13 protein-coding genes, 1 tRNA gene and 1 pseudogene are annotated in these 15,280 nt (G+C 67.3%); 3 read left to right on the plus strand and 12 right to left on the minus strand.

Translation table 11 applies throughout. The features are described 5' to 3' along the window. Window positions 1-37 precede the first annotated feature (37 nt). The 7 genes and pseudogenes from ACFU5M_RS07110 to ACFU5M_RS07140 form a co-directional block, all read right to left on the minus strand. Window positions 38-1,714 carry a DUF885 domain-containing protein gene (locus ACFU5M_RS07110; RefSeq protein ID WP_379045126.1) on the minus strand — a complete coding sequence of 559 codons (1,677 nt, stop codon included), beginning with the start codon at window positions 1,712-1,714 and terminating at the stop codon, window positions 38-40. Window positions 1,715-1,832: 118 nt separating this feature from the next. Then, entirely contained in the window at window positions 1,833-2,528 is a 696-nt protein-coding gene (locus ACFU5M_RS07115) for an ABC transporter ATP-binding protein (RefSeq protein WP_379045391.1), read from the minus strand. A 156-nt stretch (window positions 2,529-2,684) separates the two neighbouring features. Continuing rightward, a pseudogene (locus ACFU5M_RS07120) lies at window positions 2,685-3,641 on the minus strand (ABC transporter ATP-binding protein); the annotation flags it as partial. Then, the gene (locus ACFU5M_RS07125) at window positions 3,638-5,056 is read right to left on the minus strand and encodes a branched-chain amino acid ABC transporter permease (RefSeq protein ID WP_379045129.1); all 1,419 of its coding nucleotides are present in this window, start codon (window positions 5,054-5,056) and stop codon (window positions 3,638-3,640) included. The pseudogene ACFU5M_RS07120 and the gene ACFU5M_RS07125, both read right to left, overlap by 4 nt. Beyond that, window positions 5,053-6,090 (minus strand): branched-chain amino acid ABC transporter permease, encoded by a 1,038-nt coding sequence (locus tag ACFU5M_RS07130; protein WP_379045132.1) that lies wholly within the window; start codon window positions 6,088-6,090, stop codon window positions 5,053-5,055. Before ACFU5M_RS07130 ends, ACFU5M_RS07125 begins: the two co-directional genes overlap by 4 nt. Window positions 6,091-6,184: 94 nt before the next feature. Further along, window positions 6,185-7,426, minus strand: coding sequence for a branched-chain amino acid ABC transporter substrate-binding protein (locus tag ACFU5M_RS07135; protein WP_379045135.1), 1,242 nt, complete (start codon window positions 7,424-7,426; stop codon window positions 6,185-6,187). A 186-nt stretch (window positions 7,427-7,612) separates the two neighbouring features. Further along, a complete protein-coding gene (locus ACFU5M_RS07140; RefSeq protein ID WP_062970851.1) occupies window positions 7,613-8,230 on the minus strand; it encodes an ANTAR domain-containing response regulator in 618 nt (205 codons plus the stop codon). A 224-nt stretch (window positions 8,231-8,454) separates the two neighbouring features. Between ACFU5M_RS07140 and ACFU5M_RS07145 the strand changes: the two genes are divergently transcribed. The 3 genes from ACFU5M_RS07145 to ACFU5M_RS07155 all read left to right on the plus strand — a co-directional run bounded on the left by ACFU5M_RS07145 (window position 8,455) and on the right by ACFU5M_RS07155 (window position 10,572). Then, a tRNA-Leu gene (locus tag ACFU5M_RS07145) sits at window positions 8,455-8,538 on the plus strand. An 834-nt stretch (window positions 8,539-9,372) separates the two neighbouring features. Beyond that, window positions 9,373-9,993, plus strand: a complete 621-nt coding sequence (locus ACFU5M_RS07150) for a low molecular weight phosphatase family protein (protein ID WP_379045139.1) — start codon at window positions 9,373-9,375, stop codon at window positions 9,991-9,993. Window positions 9,994-10,146: 153 nt separating this feature from the next. Beyond that, window positions 10,147-10,572 (plus strand): hypothetical protein, encoded by a 426-nt coding sequence (locus ACFU5M_RS07155; protein ID WP_379045142.1) that lies wholly within the window; start codon window positions 10,147-10,149, stop codon window positions 10,570-10,572. A 2-nt stretch (window positions 10,573-10,574) separates the two neighbouring features. On the opposite strand, the gene ACFU5M_RS07160 is transcribed toward ACFU5M_RS07155, so the two are convergent. From ACFU5M_RS07160 to ACFU5M_RS07180, 5 genes are all read right to left on the minus strand, one after another. Then, window positions 10,575-11,387: an acyl-CoA thioesterase gene (locus ACFU5M_RS07160; protein WP_379045394.1), complete on the minus strand. Its 813-nt coding sequence runs from the start codon at window positions 11,385-11,387 to the stop codon at window positions 10,575-10,577. 95 nt (window positions 11,388-11,482) lie between these two features. Continuing rightward, complete coding sequence (gene pyk / locus ACFU5M_RS07165) at window positions 11,483-12,901, minus strand: pyruvate kinase (protein WP_379045145.1); 1,419 nt, start codon at window positions 12,899-12,901, stop codon at window positions 11,483-11,485. Window positions 12,902-13,004: 103 nt separating this feature from the next. Next, window positions 13,005-13,673 (minus strand): amino acid ABC transporter permease, encoded by a 669-nt coding sequence (locus ACFU5M_RS07170; protein WP_379045148.1) that lies wholly within the window; start codon window positions 13,671-13,673, stop codon window positions 13,005-13,007. A gap of 12 nt (window positions 13,674-13,685) precedes the next feature. Continuing rightward, on the minus strand, window positions 13,686-14,411 hold the full coding sequence (locus ACFU5M_RS07175) for an amino acid ABC transporter substrate-binding protein (RefSeq protein WP_379045397.1): 726 nt from the start codon (window positions 14,409-14,411) through the stop codon (window positions 13,686-13,688). Window positions 14,412-14,621: 210 nt separating this feature from the next. Beyond that, window positions 14,622-15,119 (minus strand): TM2 domain-containing protein, encoded by a 498-nt coding sequence (locus ACFU5M_RS07180; protein ID WP_379045151.1) that lies wholly within the window; start codon window positions 15,117-15,119, stop codon window positions 14,622-14,624. Window positions 15,120-15,280: the final 161 nt, after the last annotated feature.

The following is a 15,280-nucleotide window of genomic DNA, read 5'->3' on the forward strand; positions in this document are numbered from 1 at the left end:
GGCTCGCGGGGCGCGTGTCGATCGCGCCCCGCTGCCGTCACAGCGTGGCGACCAATTCCCGCAGCACGGGCAGACTCACCGATCCGGAGCCGAGCACCACGTCGTGGAATGCTCTGATGTCGAAGTCCGCGCCGAGCCGCTCGGTGGCCGCCACCCGCTGGCGCAGGATCTCCAGCTGGCCGATCTTGTAGGCGACCGCCTGCCCCGGCATGGCGATGTAGCGGTCCACCTCCACGGTGATCTCGGCCAGTCCGACCGGCGCGTTGGCCACCATGAAGTCGATGGCCTGCTGCCTGCTCCACCCCTTCGCGTGCAGGCCGGTGTCGACCACCAACCGGCAGGAGCGCCAGGAATCTCCGGCCAGCATGCCGAGCCGGCCCAGATCGTCCTCGTACAAACCCATTTCGTCGGCCAGCCGCTCGGTGTAGAGCGCCCAGCCTTCGACGAAAGCGGTGTTGGCGAAGGACTGACGCTGGAAGCGCGGCAGATGGTCGAGTTCGTTGGCGATGGTGAGCTGCAGATGATGGCCCGGAATCGCCTCGTGGTAAGCCACCGACGCGGTCTCGTAGCGGCCGCGGCCGGTGGGATGGTGCTGGTTGACGAAATACGTGCCCGGCCGGGATCCGTCGGCGGCGGGCGGGAAGTAGTACGCCGCAGGCGAATCCGCGGCCAGGAACTCCGGCACCGGGACGATGTCGCAGGACTCCTTCGGCAGGCGCCCGAACCAGTTCCCCATCTCGGCGCCCGCCATGGCCAGCGCCCGGCGGGCGTCGAACATGATCTGCTCGGCGTCGTCGTAGCACAGCGCGGGATCGTCGCGCAGCCGGGCGAAGATCTCGCCGAGATCGCCGGTACCGAACAGGCGCGCGCCCACCGTCGCGTACTCCTCGCGCAACTTCGCCAGCTCGGTGAGGCCGAGGTCGTGGATCTCGTCGGCGCCCAGCTCGGGCAGCGTCGTGTGGTGGCGCAGCAGTCGCCGGTAGATGTCCTCGCCGTCGGCGCCGAGCCAGCACAGACCCGGCCGGTCGTCGGGACGAGCGGCGGGCAGCAGTTCGTCGTACAGCGCGTCGCGGTAGACCTGGAACGCGGGGCGGATGACATCCCGTGCCACGTCGGCCAATTCGGCGCGCCACGCGGGCTCGCCGTCCCAGCCCTGCGGGCCGGGGAAGGTGACGAACGGGTCGGCGGCCATATCGGAATCGAGGTAGCCGTCCAGCTGGTTGAGCGCGCGCTCGATCGCGATCCGAGCGGGCGCGCGCCCGGCGGCCAGGCCCGCCCGGAACCGTTCCACGGCCTGGCCGAGCAGGTCACCGAACTGCCGGTAGCGCCGCACCAGCGCCAGCGCGTGCTCCGGCCGCGGCGCGTTCGTCTGCGGCGCCATGATCAGCACGCCTGCGTGCACGCCGTTCATCTGGTCGGAGGCCAGCTCCACCGGCCGCCATTCCAGATGTTCGACCGCGCCGTGCAACTCGGTGCGCAGCAGGCTGCGGGTGGTGCGGTCGGTCGGGCTCAACCGCTCGGCGTCGAGCGCGTCGACCGCGCGCAGCAGATCGCGCCAGGTCGACAGCAACCGCTGTTCCGCGTCGACGGTCAGATCCTCGATCCGATCGTCGAAGCGGCGGTCGCCCAGCAAAGTCGCCTCGCTCGGCGCCGCCTCGAGCACACTGTCCCAGTACCGCTCGGCCAGGCTCATCAGCTCGTCGTGACCATCCATGGTCACGATCATGCCTCGAGCCGGGCCGAACGGCACCGGAGTCGGCGCGCCCGCCGGGGCGTCGGCGGTAGCGGGAGTCCCGCACCCGCGCTCGGCCCGGCGAAGGCGCGGCGGCCGCCTAACCCACGCCCAGATAGGCCGATTTCACCGCGGGATCGGTGAGCAGCTCCGCGCCACGGCCGGTTTTGGTGACCTCACCGGTTTCCATGATGTAGGCGCGGTCGCTGCGGGCCAGCGCCTGCTGGGCGTTCTGCTCCACCAGCAGCACCGTGGTGCCCTGCTGGTTGATCTCGCCGATGATTCGGAAGATCTGCTGGATCACCATGGGCGCCAGTCCCATCGACGGCTCGTCGAGCAGCAGCAGCCGCGGACGCGCCATCAGCGCGCGGGCGATGGCGAGCATCTGCTGCTCGCCGCCGGAGAGCGTGCCGCCCACCTGCTTGCGCCGCTCGAGCAACCGGGGGAAGAGCTCGAACACCCACTCCAGCGTCCGGTCGTACTCGGCCTTCTGCTTGAAACCTCTTCCGTAGCAACCCATGTCCAAGTTCTCCTGCACCGTCATACCGGGGAACACACCCCGGCCCTCCGGCGCCTGGATCAGCCCGTGTGTCACCCGCTCGTGCGCCTTCATGCGGGTGATGTCGCGGCCCTCGAACGTGATCCGACCCCGGGTCAGCGGCAGCAGTCCGGACATCGCGCGCATCGAAGTCGTCTTGCCCGCGCCGTTGGCGCCGAGCAGAGTGACCAGCTCGCCCTCGGCAACGGTCAGCGAAATGCCGTGCAGCGCCTGGATTCTGCCGTAGTTCACGACCATGTCCTCGACCTCGAGCAGCGGGACTCCCCTACCGGCGGCGGGCTCGCGCGTCGCCTCCGGCACCGGCTCGGTGACCGCCGTCTTGCCGAGCGGCGCCGCTCCCGGTTCCGGACCCGTCGCCCTCGCATCGTCTCCGGTCGCGGGGCCGCCGGATTCGCTCACCTCGGTATCCGGCACCCCGAGATACGCGGCGATCACAGCGGGGTTGTCCCTGATGTCCGCGGGCAGCCCGTCGGCGATCTTGCGGCCGAACTCGAGCACCACGATCCGGTCGGTCACACCCATGACCAGGCGCATGTCGTGCTCGATCAGCAGCACGGTGAACCCGTCGTCGCGGATCTTGCGGATCAGGTCCATGAGCGCGGACTTCTCACTCGGATTGAACCCGGCCGCAGGCTCGTCCAAGCACAGCAGCTTCGGCTCGGTGGCCAGCGCGCGGGCGATCTCCAGTCGACGCTGGTCGCCGTAGGACAGATTGCGCGCCTTCTCCACCGCGCGCGGGGCGATGCCGACGAACTCCAGCAGCGCCATGCCACGCTCGATGGCGTCGCGTTCCTCGCGCCTGTGCCGCGGCGTCCGGAACACCGCGCCGGGCACCGACGTGCGGTGCCGTGCGTCGGTGCCGACCACGACGTTCTCCAATGCGGTCATCTCGCCGAAGAGCCGCACGTTCTGGAATGTGCGCGCGATGCCGAGGCGGGTGATCGCGTTGCGTTTGGTCTTGGTCAGCGGCTTGCCGTCGAAGTGCACCAGCCCGGAGGTGGGCTGGTAGACACCGGTGATCGCGTTGAAGCAGGTGGTCTTGCCCGCGCCGTTGGGCCCGATGAGACCGAGGATCTCGCCGCGGCGGATCTCGAAGCTCACCTGGTCCAGGGCGGTGAGACCGCCGAACTTCACCGTGAGGCCCTCGGTGCGCAACAGCGGCTCACCCACCGCGGTCTCGATCTCGCGATGCGGGGCGACGACTTCCGCGACGGTCTCGGCATCGGCGAGGTCCGGGATCACCCGGGTGAGGTCGACCGTGCCCGCGGACTCGGGCTGCGGTTCGGCCGCGTAACCCGCGGCCAAATCCTCGTTGTCGAACAGCGCGTCACCCGCGCCCGGCCCGGTCATCGTCCCGCTCCGATCGGTTCGGCCGGGGCCGGTCTGCGCACGGCCTGATACACCTGCCTGCCATAGGTGAGCAGCTTCTGCCGCACCGGGAACAGACCCTGCGGACGCAGAATCATCATCACCACCAACGCGATACCGAAGTACAGATATTTGAGGTCGCCCAGCGACTGCGCGCCACCCTTGCGGAACAGCAGCACGCTGCCCAGCAGCAGCAGCGCCAGCACACCGGTCACCACCATGCCGGTGATCACACCGCGCCGTGGCCACACGCCGAGCCGGCCGGCCCACAGCCGCCAGGCGACGATCAGCGCGACGAACGCCGCGACATCGATCGCCAGCAGGACGTACCCGGTGGACTCGTTGCTGACCAGGTTCACCGACTGCAACCGCGCGGGCAGATAGGCGATGACGAACGCGCCGAAGATCACCCCGAGCTTGTTGCCCTGCCCGCCGATGACCACCGCGCACAGGAACAACATCGAGTTGATGATGTTGAAGCCGGTGGGATTGATGAACTGCACCTGCCCGGCGTAGATCGCGCCCGACATGCCGCCCACCGCGGCGCCGATCATGAATGCCCACAGCTTGAACTTGAACGTCGGCACGCCCATGATCTCGGCCGCGTCCTCGTCCTCGCGGATGGCCACCCAGGCGCGACCGACCCGGCTGCGCTCCAGGTTGCCGACCACCAGCAGCACCACGACCACCAGCGCCATGCCGAACCAGTACCAGTAGGTGCCGTAGCTGGCGCGGTCGAGCAGGTTGGCGCTGTCGGGGTCGCCGCTGTTTCCGCCGGAGAACACGCCCTCCGGTTTGCTCGCGGATTCGCCCACATGCGGGTAGGCCACACCCGACAGACCGAGGCTGCCGTTGGTGATCTCCGTGAGGTTCTCGGCGAGCAACCGGACGATCTCACCGAAGCCGAGGGTGACGATCGCCAGGTAGTCGCCGCGCAGCCGCAGCGTCGGCGAACCGAGGATCAGGCCGGACACCGCGGTCACCGCGACCGCGATCGGCAGGCACGCCAGCCACGCCCACTTCGGATCGAGCCAGCCGCCGTCGGTCTGGTTCCACGGGCTGTTGGGGCTGGTGAGCAGGCCGACGGTGTAGGCGCCGACCGCGTAGAAACCGACGTAGCCCAAGTCGAGCAGGCCCGCCTGCCCGACCACCACGTTGAGGCCGATGGCCAGCAGCGCGTACATCGCGACCTGGGCCATCACCAGGCCGAAGTTGTAGGAGGGGGTGTTCAGCAGTGGCGGCGGGAACAGCGGCAGCAGCGCGAGCAGAAGGAGGATCGGGACGCCGACGCCCCACTGCGCAGGCCTGCTCAGGCCGTCCCACCAGGTGCGGATCGCATCGCCGACGCCGCGGCGCGCGGTGTCCGGCGCGGAGGCCGTCTTGATCGTGTCGGTCATGCGCGCGCCCTTCCGAGACTTTCGCCGAGAATGCCGGTCGGGCGAACCATCAGCACCAGAACCAGCACCACGAACGCGACCACGTCACGCCACTCGGTGCCGAACAGGATCTGGCCGTACTGCTCCACCACGCCGAGCAGCAGGCCGCCGAGCAGCGCACCGCGAAGGTTGCCGATACCGCCGAGCACCGCGGCGCTGAACGCCTTGATGCCGAGGACGAACCCGCCGGAGTAGATGATCCCGTTCGGGATCTTCAACGTGAACAGCATCGCCGCCGCGCCCGCGAGCACGCCGCCGATGAGGAAGGTCAGCATGATGACCCGCTCGCGCGACACGCCCATCAGCGTCGCGGTGTCCGGATCCTGGGCGACGGCCCGGATGCCACGGCCGAACTTCGTCCGGTTGATCAGCACCTCGGTGGCGATCGCCAGCACCACCGCCGCCGAGACGATGAGCAGCATGATGTTGGTGACGTCCGCGCCGCCGAAACCGAACTGCACGGTGGGCTCGACCAGCCGGATCGGCTGCTGGGCGTTGGTACCACCGAGATCGGGGCGGATCTTCGGCAGAACGAAGTGCACCAGCTCCTGCAGCACGAACGACATGCCGATCGCCGTGATCAGGAAGGCCAGCGGTTTCGCGCCCCGTTTGCGCAAGGGCCGGTAGGCCACCCGCTCCAATCCGACGGCGGCGCCACCGGATACCAGCATGCCCACGATCATCGCCAAACCCAGATATACGACGGTGAGCACCACACCCTGGGTGTAAACGTCCGGACTCGCGACGAATCCGAAGATCATCAATCCGACCAATTGCCCGAACAACCCGAGCATGAAGATTTCCGAATGGGCGAAATTGATCAGGCGCAATACGCCGTAGACCAAGGTGTAGCCCACAGCGACCAACGCATAGATGGCGCCGTAGGTCACGCCGTCGACGGTCAGTCGCCAGAAACTATCGATCAATCCCTCGTAGTTGAAGTCGATCGAACCGGCAGCGAGTTGTATCCCACCGGCCGATAACGTTTGTTTCATTTATTTCTGCCCCTCATCCTTTCGCCCACCGAACAACGGCACGTACGGGGATTCGGATGAACCCCCGTACGTGCCGTTCGCCCGGGATCCGGGACTACTTGACCTCGTACACCCAGATCAGCGCGTTCGACAGTTCGCCGTTCGGGTTCCACTTGTACTGACGCGCGAGGCCGGCACCGTCGTACGTCCGTACATAGTCGAGCAGGTCCGGGCGGGTGACCTTACCGCTGTCGATGCCCTTGGCCAGGATCGTGGTCAGGTCGTACGCCTCGACGGAGTAGACGCCGGGCGCTTGGCCGTTGAGCGCCTTGTAGTCCTCGGCGAACTTCTCCGGGGCGGGACCACACGGGCACGACAGTTTCGCACCCTTGGCGGCGCTGCCCGCCTGGGCGACGAACTGCGGGTCGTTGGTGCCGTCGGCGGAGACGAAGACCGCCTTCACTCCGCCGGACTTCAACTGCTGGGCCAGCGGTGCGCCCTCGGAGTAGTAGCCGGAGTAGAAGATGGCGTCGGGATTCGCGGCCGCCACCTTGGTGACCGTCGCGGAGAAGTCCTTGTCGCCCTTCTTGATGCTGGCGGCGCACGCCGGATCGGCGGCGGCGCCGAGGCCCTCGGTGATCGACTTCGCCAGGCCGGTGCCGTAGTCGGTGTTGTCCTGGATGACGCAGACCTTCTTGTAGCCCGCGCCGTTGACCAAGTACTTCGCCACCGAGGGACCCTGTACGTCGTCGTTGGCGAGACCGCGGAAGAAGGTGGTCCAGCCGTTCTGGGTCAGCGTCGCGTTGGTCGCCGACGAGGTGACCGAGACGAGGCCGGCGTCGCTGAGGATCTTGCCGGTCGCCTTCGTCTCACCGGAGAAGGCGGGGCCGACCAGGCCGATGATCGAGCGGTCGTTGACGATCTGCGGAATCACCTGGGTGGCCTTCTGCGGGTCACCCTCGGTGTCGAACTGCTTCAACTCGATCTTGCAGCCCGGGTTGGCCTTGTTGTGCTTGTCCAGGGCGAGCTTGACGCCGTTGACGATGTTGATGCCGAGCGCGGCGTCGGGGCCGGTCAGCGCACCCGCCATCGCGATGGCCGTGCCCGGTGCGCAGGTCGCCTTGCCGTCGCCCGCGGGATCGGCCGCCGTGGCCGCGTCGGCCTTCGGCACTTCCTTGCCCTGCTGGTCGACCTGAAGAACCGGCTGGATGGACAGGCCACCCGCGCCGTTGGTGCCCGAGGAATCCGAACCGCTGCTGGTGGATTTGTCGCTACAACCGGTCAGCACCAGCGCGGCGGCGGCGCCGACGGCCAGAACAGCTCGCGTCGAGCGACTGCGCCATGTCGAACTAAGCACGTTTCACCTCATCTAAGTTCTGTGCTCCCCCGGGGTCGCCGAGGAGGCCGAACACATCAGCCCGGTCAGAACATAGCGTCGGTACGTTAGTTCCGCATCACATTCGGATCATGCGCGCGACATCGTTTCGAATTCTTCTTCACCACGACGTTTCGACTGCGTAAAATTTTCGCTACGCGGGCGCGATCACTTCGGTGTCAGGTTCTCCAACACGACCTCCGCGACCGCCTTCATCGTCGTGCGGCGGTCCATTGCGGTGCGCTGAATCCACTTGAACGCCTGTGGCTCCGAAAGGCCCTGCGTCTGCATCAGAACACCCTTGGCACGCTCGACCAGCTTGCGCGTCTCCAACCGCTCGGCGAGATTGGCGACCTCGCTCTCCAGCGCGGTGATCTCGTGGAAGCGGCTGGCCGCCAATTCGATGGCCGGCACCAGATCCGATTTCGTGAACGGCTTCACCAGGTAGGCCATCGCACCCGCGTCACGCGCCCGCTCCACCAGATCACGCTGGCTGAACGCGGTCAGGATGACCACCGGGGCAACACGTTTCGACGCGATCTCCGCCGCGGCGTCGATGCCGTCGCGGCGCGGCATCTTCACGTCCATGATGACCAGATCCGGCCGGTGCTCGACCGCGAGATCCACCGCCTGCTGGCCGTCACCCGCCTCACCGACCACCTGATAGCCCTCTTCGGTCAGCATCTCGACCAGGTCCATGCGGATGAGCGCTTCGTCTTCGGCGACGACGACCCGCTTCGCCCCGGCGTCCCGCTTGGTGCCGGCGCCCCCAGCTGCTGTGCTCATAGGTAGACCCCTCTGGTTCCGATGCCCTGTCCCGACCCAACCGAAAGAAAGCCGCGCTCGCACCGGGCGACCATCGGCCATCCATCGGGCTGTCGAGTGATGTAAAGAGTACCTTTCACTTCGGCATAGAACGCATATACCCTGCGCAAACCGTCTCCTCGCGCCGTAGAGGACAACCCATTCGCGTCCACGCCACCCGACCCGCTATAGTTGCCACCCGGTGCGCCGAGTTGGCGGAACTGGCAGACGCGACGGTCTCAAAAACCGTTGTCCGAAAGGACGTGTGGGTTCGAGTCCCACACTCGGCACTCGCTTTCGGGTGTCCCCTGCTCGCGGAGAGCGCTTGCAGGGGGCGCTCGTCATTTCTCTGGGGCGCAACCCCCAGCCCCGCTCGGCTGGGCTTCCTCCGACCCCCAAAGTGCGGGATCGCGTTGGGTGGGATGGTTCGAGTTCCTGACGCTCCGTCTCGGGGTTCGCCCCGTCTTCGGCGTCGAGCACGGCGAGGCTTGTACGGCGCTTTCGGCCGCGCGAACTACGGTCTACGGCCGGGCGCGCAGGGCTTCGCTTCACCGGTACGGGGTTTGCCCCGGCGTTACGGTCGATGGCGGTTTCCGTTCATAGTTTTCTTCAGAGCACGGGCTCCGTCAGCCCGGTGGCGGGGGTTCACGGCGGCGGGCGGTCGATCACGCGACGGTGAGGGTGCGGCAACCTGCCTTCATCGAACCGATTCGATCGCAGGATCGTTGACACGGACCCGGACACGGGGGCTCGCGCGATTCGCGCCCGCCGTCGCCTCACGCGGTGACCGGTTCTCCACCCACGGACGGGTCCACGCCCGGCCCCCGAGTCGAGCAGTCGTGCGCGAATCCACGTACTACAGCGGCGAATCCGAGTAGTCTACCCACGCTGTCATATCACAAAGCAATCACAAAGCAGCGTTTGAGCGTGTGAGCTCCGGGGTACAGCCATCAGGAGAATCGCATCGCACCACTCTTTCCGAGTGACGTACGTCGCAGGCCAGGAGCCGAAAGCGGCGCACTTCGTGTACGGCGTGCTACGAGCAGATGAATATGTTGTTCCCACATGTGGGACTAACGACTTCGGCCCTTCTGGTAGCTTCCGTGCCGTTTATCGTGTTCTGTATGCACGTCCTGTTCGTCTGCAACGGCAATGTTTGCCGATCGGTGATCGCCGAGCGGCTCACTCGCGCCCTCGCGGTCGAACACGATTTCCCCTATCTCACCGCCGAAAGCGCGGGAACCCGTGCCTTGGTGGGTTTTCCGGTCGAGCCGCTCGCCGCGCAGACCATCACCGGGCTCGGCGCGGACGCGAGCAACTTCCGGGCCCGTCGCCTGAAGCCGGAGATGATCGACAAGGCCGACCTGGTTCTCACGATGACCGAGCAGATTCGCGAACAAGCGATCGATCTGGCCTTCGGTGCGGGCGCGCGCACCTTCACGCTGCTGGAGGCCGGCCGCATCGCGCACGTCACCGGCGCGCGCACGGTCGCCGAATTGCACCGGGCGCGTAACGACCTCTCGCTGGTCGGGCGGGAGAACATCGCCGACCCGGTCGGGCTGTCCGCCCAAGCGTTCTGCGAAGTCGGCGACCGTATCGCCGAGACGCTCGTGCCGCTGCTGCTGGCGCTCGCCCCGCACGAGCAGCCGCGCTGGCCGCACGACGAGCGCCGGGGGCTGGTGATCCGCCCCGGCGGCGCGCCTGCACCGCTGGCGACCTTCCTCGCCGCCCAGCGCACCCGCTGACCGCCGGAGCGGCGACCGCACCGGACGCGCCCGGATACCCCGCGTATCAACCTGTTACCACGCGGCTGTGTCCATTTCCGCCCCCGACGCACTAAACTCCCGCCGGACACCATAATCCGCCGTTGCTGCGTCGACACAGGACAGGAAGAAGACATGCCGAAACGCATTTCGGATGTTTCGCTCCATGTTTATGTGACACCGGAAATGCTCGAACGCGTCGTCGATACCGTGCGCGAGGTGGTGGACGATCACCTCGCCGACCGTGACGTATTCGCCTGGCGCTTCACTTTGCCGGTCGACTCCGACGACCCGGCCCACGCTGCGCTCGCGAGCAGCTGCCCCACGGATCCGCCGGACGGTATCACCGGCCGCCGCGGCACCTACGAAATCGCGCTCAGTTTGGTCGGCGCGCCGGACCAGCTGACCGACGCCGACACGGCCGCACTGGAACACCAATTGCTGCATGCCGTCTCGGGGCTGGCGCGAACCGAGCCGGAAGGCGGGATCCCGGTCTCGATCCGCGCATCGCAACGCACCGACGTCGACCTGGACATCGATCGCGACCGCGAGCTGCTGTAGTCCTAGCGCCGCGGCGGGAAGTGGCGGATGAGTCCCTCTTGCACCGTGGTGGCCAGCAGATCGCCGCTGCGGGAGTAGAAGCGGCCGGTCGCCAGGCCCCGAGAGCCCGCGGCCACCGGCGACTCGGTGCAGTACAGCGCCCACTCGTCGAAACGGAACGGACGGTGGAACCAGATCGAATGGTTGACCGTGGCCGCGACGATGCGGTCCAGACCCCACGACAGCCCGTGCGTGGTGATGATCGAGTCCAGCACCGTGGTGTCGGACGAATAGCCCAGCGTCGCCACATGGACCAGCGGATCATCGGGCAACCTGCCGTCCGCGCGCATCCACACGCGGTTGTGGTTGAGCCGCTCCCCCGTGCCCTTGAGAATCCAAGCCGGATCGTTGGTGTAACGCATGTCGATCGGATGCGGCGCCTTGACGAACATCTCCAGCTTGTCCTCCAAGCCTTCGAAGCTCTCCTCGACCCGCGGCAGCGTCTCCGGATCCGGCACCTCCGGCTGGGCGTGCGCGTGCTCGAGCCCCGTGCCCCAATCCTGGAACGCGGCGAGCATCACGAACAGCTCCTGGCCGTCCTGGCTGGCGGTCACGGTGCGGTTGGCGAACGCGCGACCGTCGCGATGCCGGTCCACCCGGTACTCGATCGGCTTCTTCACATCGCCGCCGCGCACGAAATGCGCGTTCACGGCGTGCACCGGACGGTCACCGACCGTCCGGCCCGCCGCGATGATGGCCTGCGAGACGAGCTGACCGCCGAAGGTCCGGCTCCACACCTTTTCCGGGTGCTGGCCGACGAACACGTCTTCGTCCATCTGCTCGAGATCGAGCAGACCCAGCAGCACATCCAGGTCGGAGCGCGGCGCGTGCGGATCCGCGCTATCGACGGGGCTGCTCAGGGAAGCACTCACTAATGGTCCTCCTCACCGATTCGGTGAACGTGGATCAGGTTGGTGGACCCGACGGTACCGGGCGGCGACCCGGCGACGATGACCACCAGGTCACCCTTCTGGTATCGGTCCATCGACAGAAGTGCTACATCCACCTGGTGGATCATGGCGTCGGTGCTGTCGACCGTCGGCACGATGAAGGTCTCGGTGCCCCAGGTCAGCGCGAGCTGGCTGCGCACCTCCGGCAGCGGCGTGAACGCCAGCAACGGCAGCGGAGTGTGCAGCCGGGCCAGGCGGCGCACCGTGTCGCCCGACTGGGTGAACGCGACCAGCGCCTTGGCGTTGAGCCGCTCGCCGATGTCGCGGGCGGCGTAGGAGATCACGCCGCGCTTGGTCCGCGGCACGTGGGTCAGCGGTGGCACCCGGGTCGATTCGGTTTCCACGGCGTGCACGATGCGGGCCATCGTGCGCACCGTCTCGATCGGATACTTCCCCACCGAGGTCTCACCCGACAGCATGACCGCGTCGGCGCCGTCGAGCACCGCGTTCGCCACGTCCGAGGCCTCGGCGCGGGTAGGGCGGGAGTTCTCGATCATCGATTCCAGCATCTGCGTGGCGACGATGACCGGCTTGGCGTTCTCCCGAGCCATCTGGATGGCGCGCTTCTGCACGATCGGCACCTGCTCGAGCGGCAGTTCCACACCGAGGTCGCCGCGCGCGACCATCACCGCGTCGAAAGCCAGGACCACGGCCTCCAGATTGTCGATCGCCTCCGGCTTCTCCAGCTTGCCGATCACCGGCACCCGGCGGCCCACCCGGTCCATCACGTCGTGCACCAGTTCGACGTCGGACGGGGACCGCACGAACGACAGCGCGATGAAGTCCACGCCGAGCTTCAACGCGAACTCCAGGTCTTCGATGTCCTTCTCCGAGAGCGCGGGCACCGACACGTCCATGCCGGGCAGCGACACGCCCTTGTTGTTGGACACCGGGCCGCCCTCGGTGACCCGGCAGACCACGTCGTTGCCGTCGACGCCGGTGACGATGAGGCCCACCTTGCCGTCATCGACCAGCAGGCGGTCGCCGGGCTTGGCGTCCTGCGCCAGTTCCTTGTAAGTGGTGGACACGCGGTCGTGGGTCCCGTCGACATCCTCGACGGTGATGCGGACCTCTTCGCCCGTCGCCCAGACGGTTTTGCCTTCCAGGAAGCGGCCCAGGCGGATCTTGGGACCCTGCAGGTCGGCGAGGATGCCCACCGCCCGGCCGAGGTGGTCGCAGGCCTGACGCACCTTCTTGTAGTTCTCGGCATGGTCGCTGTGCTCGCCGTGGCTGAAGTTCAGCCGAGCCACGTCCATGCCGCTCTCGACGAGTTCGCGGATACGGTCCTCGGTGGCAGTGGCCGGGCCGAGCGTGCACACAATCTTCGTCCGTCGCATCACGAGTAGAGCCTAGTCCCGCTCGGTGGGCAGGTCCCGCCGTGGCCACGGTGAAACCTTGGTGAAAAATATGAACGACGGCTGTGCGGCAGGTACAAACGGATACTCATCGGGCGACATGACGGGCCAACCTCGTTTCCAGCCGGGTCTGCCCGAACCCGAGGATGAGGCAGATCACCCAGTAATACAACGCCGCGACCCCGTAGAGCGCGAAGAAATCGAACGTCGGCGCGGCGGCGAGCTGGGCCACGCGCAGCAATTCGGTCACCAGGATGGTCGAGGCCAGCGAGGTGTCCTTCACCAGAGAGATCAGCGTATTCGACAGCGGCGGCACGGCGATCCGCGCGGCCTGCGGCAGGATGATCATCCGCAGCAGCAGAGGGTAGGACATGCCGAGCGCCTGCGCCGCCTCCCATTGCCCCGTGGCGACGCTCAGAATGGCGGCCCGTACCACTTCGGCCGCGTAACCGCCGACGTTGAGGCTGAACGCGATCACCGCGGCGGGAAACGGATCGATCACCAGGCCGAACTGCGGCAGCGCGTAGAACACGATGAACAACTGCACCAGCAGCGGTGTGCCGCGAATGATCGAGATGTAGCAGCGGGCCGCCGCCGACAGCGGCCACATCGGCGACATCCTGGCCAGTGCGACGAACAGCGCGAGCACCAGGCCGATGGCGAAGCTGATTGCGGTGAGCGGCAGGGTCTTGGTGAGGGTGGCCTGCAGCATCGGCCACAGGTTGTGCCAGATGAGTTCCCGGGTGGCGGCGTCCATGAATGATGTCGGCTACTGGCTGACGTCGGTCCCGAAATACTTCTCGGAGATCTTCGCCAGCGTGCCGTCGGCGCGCAGCTGGTTCAGCGCGTTGTCCACGTCGGTGATCAGCGCATCGCCCTTGCGCGCCGCGAACGCCTGCTTGCTCACCGATCCGGTCCGGCCGGCGATCTTCACACTCGTGTCACCGGTCTTCTTGGTGAATTCTGCGACCGCGAGGCTGTCGTTGACGGTGGCGTCCACGCGGCCGTTCTTCAGTAGCTGGATCGCCTGCACGAAGCCTTCCACGGCCTCGACCTTCGCGCCCGCGTCGGTGGCGACCTTGCTCCAGTTGCTGGTGGCCGACTGCGCGCAGGTCTTCCCGGTGAGGTCGGCCAGCCCGGTGACGGCGTTGTTGTCGGCACGGGTGACGATCACGCCGGCCGAGGTGGTGTAGGGCGCCGACAGCGCGTATTTCGTCGTGCGCTCGTCGTTGACGGTCACCTGGTTCGCCACCAGATCGAAGCGCTTGGACTCCAGACCGGCGAAGATGGCGTCCCACGGCGTCTGCACGAATTCGACCTTCTTGCCGAGTTTGTCGCCGACCGCCTGGATCACCTCGACGTCGTAGCCGGTGAGCTTGCCGTCGGAGCCCTGGAAGCTGAACGGGGCGTAGGTGCCCTCGGTGCCGACCTTCAGCACGTTGGGGTCGCTGCCGCCGCACGCGCTCAATCCGGAGGCGGCGACGATGGCGAGCATGACGGCGGCGAACAGCTTACGACGCACGGGATCCCTCTCCTCGGTGCGTGGAGCTCCACACACGGCAGGCGAATCCGGTCATGCTACGCCCGGACCGTCGTCAGCGACAGTATCGCGATCATGGTGCGCGGAAGGGTTGCGCGCAGCGCTGCGACGACCGGGAGGCGGGCGCCCGCTCCCGCCTCCCGGTTCTGCCGAGAGCGACGCGGGTCAGTCGCGCAGCGGGCGACCGTCGCTGTCGGGCACCTTGCCGGTGAGCATCAGCACTCCGTCGATGATGCCCCAGATCCAGCCGACGGTGAAGCAGGTGAGGATGCTGACCACCAGCTGGGCTATGCCCAGGCCGGTGTATCCGAGGTAGAAGCGGCCGACGCCGAAGCTGCCCAGGAAGATCTGCAGGAGCCCCGCGACCAGTTTCTGCTTGTCCGACAGCGGTACACCGAAAGGGTCACGCCCCCAGGGTGCCTCCGGGTCGTTGGGGTTGTAGCCCTGCGGCCCGACCGGATACGAGGCGGGCGGGTAGCCGCCCGGCTGCTGACCGTACGGATCGACGGGCTGGCCGTACTGCGGCTGCCCGTAGGGATCCGACGGCGGGCTGTACGGTGCCTGGCTCTGCGCGTCCAGCGGCTTGGTGAGATCAGGACCGGTGCCGGGCGGGCCGTACTGCGGTCCACCGGCGCCCGGATTCTGCTGGTAAGGGTCGGTCACTCAGATCCTCCTCAGTAGTGCGGGCACCCTCATGTCGGCTCCCCGGCTCCGCGGGGATGGCCGAACTGCCGCTCGCGACGATCAGAAGCCATTGTCGCCGGGATCGACCGGGTTGTCGCCCCAGTGGCATTCGGCCCGCGCACAGTTATCGCGGCCGGTCG

The sequence above is a fragment of the Nocardia sp. NPDC057455 genome (genome assembly GCF_042802775.1).
GTDB lineage: Bacteria > Actinomycetota > Actinomycetes > Mycobacteriales > Mycobacteriaceae > Nocardia.